This is a genomic window from Paenisporosarcina sp. P4_D4 (genome assembly GCF_056401835.1).
In genome coordinates this window covers 1-2,746 of sequence record NZ_JBFUIO010000204.1, presented here as the reverse complement: position 1 = coordinate 2,746, position 2,746 = coordinate 1, and the positions used below count along the sequence as shown (strand labels likewise).

3 protein-coding genes are annotated in these 2,746 nt (G+C 34.1%); all 3 read left to right on the top strand.

Annotated features, from left to right (window positions below; all coding sequences use genetic code 11):
- On the top strand, window positions 1–431 hold a 431-nt coding region (locus AC1DSL_RS17020), incomplete at its 5' end, for an HNH endonuclease (protein WP_477533121.1).
- Window positions 432–1,065: 634 nt separating this feature from the next.
- The gene (locus AC1DSL_RS17015; protein ID WP_477533120.1) at window positions 1,066–1,545 is read left to right on the top strand and encodes a hypothetical protein; all 480 of its coding nucleotides are present in this window, start codon (window positions 1,066–1,068) and stop codon (window positions 1,543–1,545) included.
- Window positions 1,546–1,909: 364 nt separating this feature from the next.
- Window positions 1,910–2,593, top strand: a complete 684-nt coding sequence (locus AC1DSL_RS17010; protein WP_477533119.1) for a helix-turn-helix domain-containing protein — start codon at window positions 1,910–1,912, stop codon at window positions 2,591–2,593.
- The last annotated feature ends 153 nt before the right edge of the window (window positions 2,594–2,746 follow it).

Below are 2,746 nucleotides of genomic sequence, written 5' to 3'. Positions count from 1 at the left end.
GAGTAGTGGACGTAAATGAAAAAGAAATAGATAAAAAAATCCGTAGACGATTACCTTTTCGAACTAGTGAGGGGAAAGAATCGTTCCCAAGACGTTCTTCTGTCTCGGCAAAAGCATTGATAGGGGCAAGGTATAAATGTGTGATAAATGAATTTCATCAAACTTTTACATCAAAGGCAACACGGCAGCAATATGTAGAATCTCATCATATTGTCCCGATGTCGAAACAAGAACACTTCGAGTATGAATTAGATCAAACAGCAAATGTTGCAGCCCTATGCCCAAATTGCCATCGTCTTGTTCATTTGGGGACTGACATTGAGCGAGAAGAACTTTTACGTACAGTTTTCTTACAAAGACAAAATAGATTAAAAAAGATTGGTATTGAGATATCTTTTTCTCAGTTGAAACAAATGTATGATTGTAAATAGTTAATTCTATTAATCACGTTCGTTTCAACCTGCTTTGAGATTGGGTTTCTTCTTGGTATTACTGATATAAGAGTAAAGGTTGAATTAATTCCCCGACCAGTTGGTTAGCACGTTGATTCACACGAGAGGGGTATTTTTTCGATTCGATACGAAACACATTTAATCTACTTCTCCTCTTCTTCTTTCTTTTCTTCTATAAATAAATTCAAGGTAAATCAAGCTCAATATAAAATTTCCTCATAATAACAAATCGATCTTCCGCTAGAAGAAACCTCACCTTGTTACGAAGCCAGTTCCAAGTCCGAAAAACTAGCTTATTTTTTAAAAAAGTACTTGACACGAATTTTCGGTTTAACATGAAGAACCGTTAGCTTTTTATTGATGGTTCTTGCACAAATTTAGTAAATTTCCCAAGTGTATAATAATGTTATGCAACCTTCTCGATAGGAATTAAACGTTTGTCTACCTATGACCTACTACAAGGGAAAGTAAAAGCTAATCCAATATTTTGCAGGTTGCAGGTTCATGTAGACGATAGGTAATGCAGAAACCCCAAATCAAATTATAGAAAGCGAGGATAGAGTAGTAAAAATAGTGTGAGTGAGAGAGAGAGTCTGTTCACTACGCATATTAAATGTTAAAAAAATGCAGTAAATGCCAAGGAAATAAGAGTGTAGAAGAATTCAGTAAAGATAGTAGTAAAAAAGATGGTGTTACTAGTGCTTGTAGAGATTGTAACAATGAACGGGATAAAAAACGCAGGGAGAATGGTGGTGATTTTTCCAAGAATCAAAAGCAGGCAATCTTAAAGAAGTACAGTTCATTGTGTCAAATATGCAAGAGTACTAGTGAAGTGCAAGTTGACCATAAACTCGCACAGAATGTATGCAGACCAAATACAGCTAGTATTGAGGAAAATGCTTGGGTATTGTGTAAAGTGTGTAATATTTCAAAAGGAACTCGAATCCTAATAGAAGTAATTCGTTCGATACCAAATGAAGTTTTAGAACCAATGTTATTAAAGAAATTCGCTAATGCAATAGGTCAAGGGCAATTAGAAAAAGTACAAATTACAATCAGTGGAAAGCAGTTTACCGAAGTGAAATTCAAGTGAATGGTATTTATAGTAATAGATCCACTCTTCCCATAAGGTAGAGGATGTTTTACTTATTAGTTGATACAATTAAGGTTTGATTATGATGATATAGAGGGTGTGCAAAATTTACACTACCCTAGTGAAAAAATTACACTTAATGTAGTGCAAAAATTGTATAGAGGTAGTGCGAAATTTGCCCAATATAAGAGGAAGTATTAGAGGAATAAATRAGAGAAGTAAGTAAACAGGGTCGCTTACGCTCCTAGTCGCTTTGCTCCTCTCTATTCTATTTCTTTTTCTCTCTATTTCAAACAGGGGAATGAAGACTTTTGTGAGTAAGCATTATGACTTTTTTTATAAAAAAAAAAAGAGGTTATAGTGTATGAAAGAAAGCAAAATAGGGTTTATAAAGTTTAATACAAATTTAATGAGTGATTTTGAGTTAAAGGTTGGAGAAACGCTTGTATATGGTGCGTTGGTATCGTTTAGAAATATGAGTATTCAATCCAATACAAAAGATGAACAAGGTCAAGTATACGCATATCCTCCTATCTCAAGTATTGCAAATATTACAGGACAATCAGAAAGAAGCGTTAAGAGTCATATTCAAGTTTTAGAACAAAAAGGATTAATGACGGTTAAAAGATCGTACAAAAAAGGCGGCAAAGAGAAAAATGTAAATTGTTACTATCTTAACACTGAGGTGTTGGAGGTCTATTTCACTGCTGATTCGTCTAGTTCGGTTAAGGTTGCTAAGCCAATAAAAGCGAATTCAAAAGAAACACCTAAAGAGTCGAGACAAAAAGTGTTCATTTCTGATGCCAATATCCAAAAATGGTTCACTAATTACCAAGGAGAACAGAATAATAACTCTGCAAAGAAGCTTAACCAATTGGCTGAGGACTATGGATCAGAAACAGTTGTAAAAGCTATTCATAATGCAATGAATGGTGTAAATATCGACACTCTACCTCAAGGTTCAACAGGTCTTATTCTAAGCAGATTGAATCAGAAAAACCTAGAAGATGCAAAGCTCCAATTAAAGAATGAGAAAAAAAGTCAATAGAGATTTATGAATGAACCGAGAACCCCATCTTTTGACTATGTTGAAGAATTGAAACGTAAAGAAAATAAACAGACTCATGGAATTCTCGATGATATTAATGCACTATTCGGAGTGTCATTATAAAAAGTAAGTGTAATTAGGGATAACTCAGAT

What these genes read in the sequence shown, in the direction of transcription:
- AC1DSL_RS17015 (WP_477533120.1), top strand. Translation starts at nt 1,066, where the DNA reads ATGTTAAAAAAATGCAGTAAATGCCAAGGAAATAAGAGTGTAGAAGAA.
- AC1DSL_RS17010 (WP_477533119.1), top strand. Translation starts at nt 1,910, where the DNA reads ATGAAAGAAAGCAAAATAGGGTTTATAAAGTTTAATACAAATTTAATG.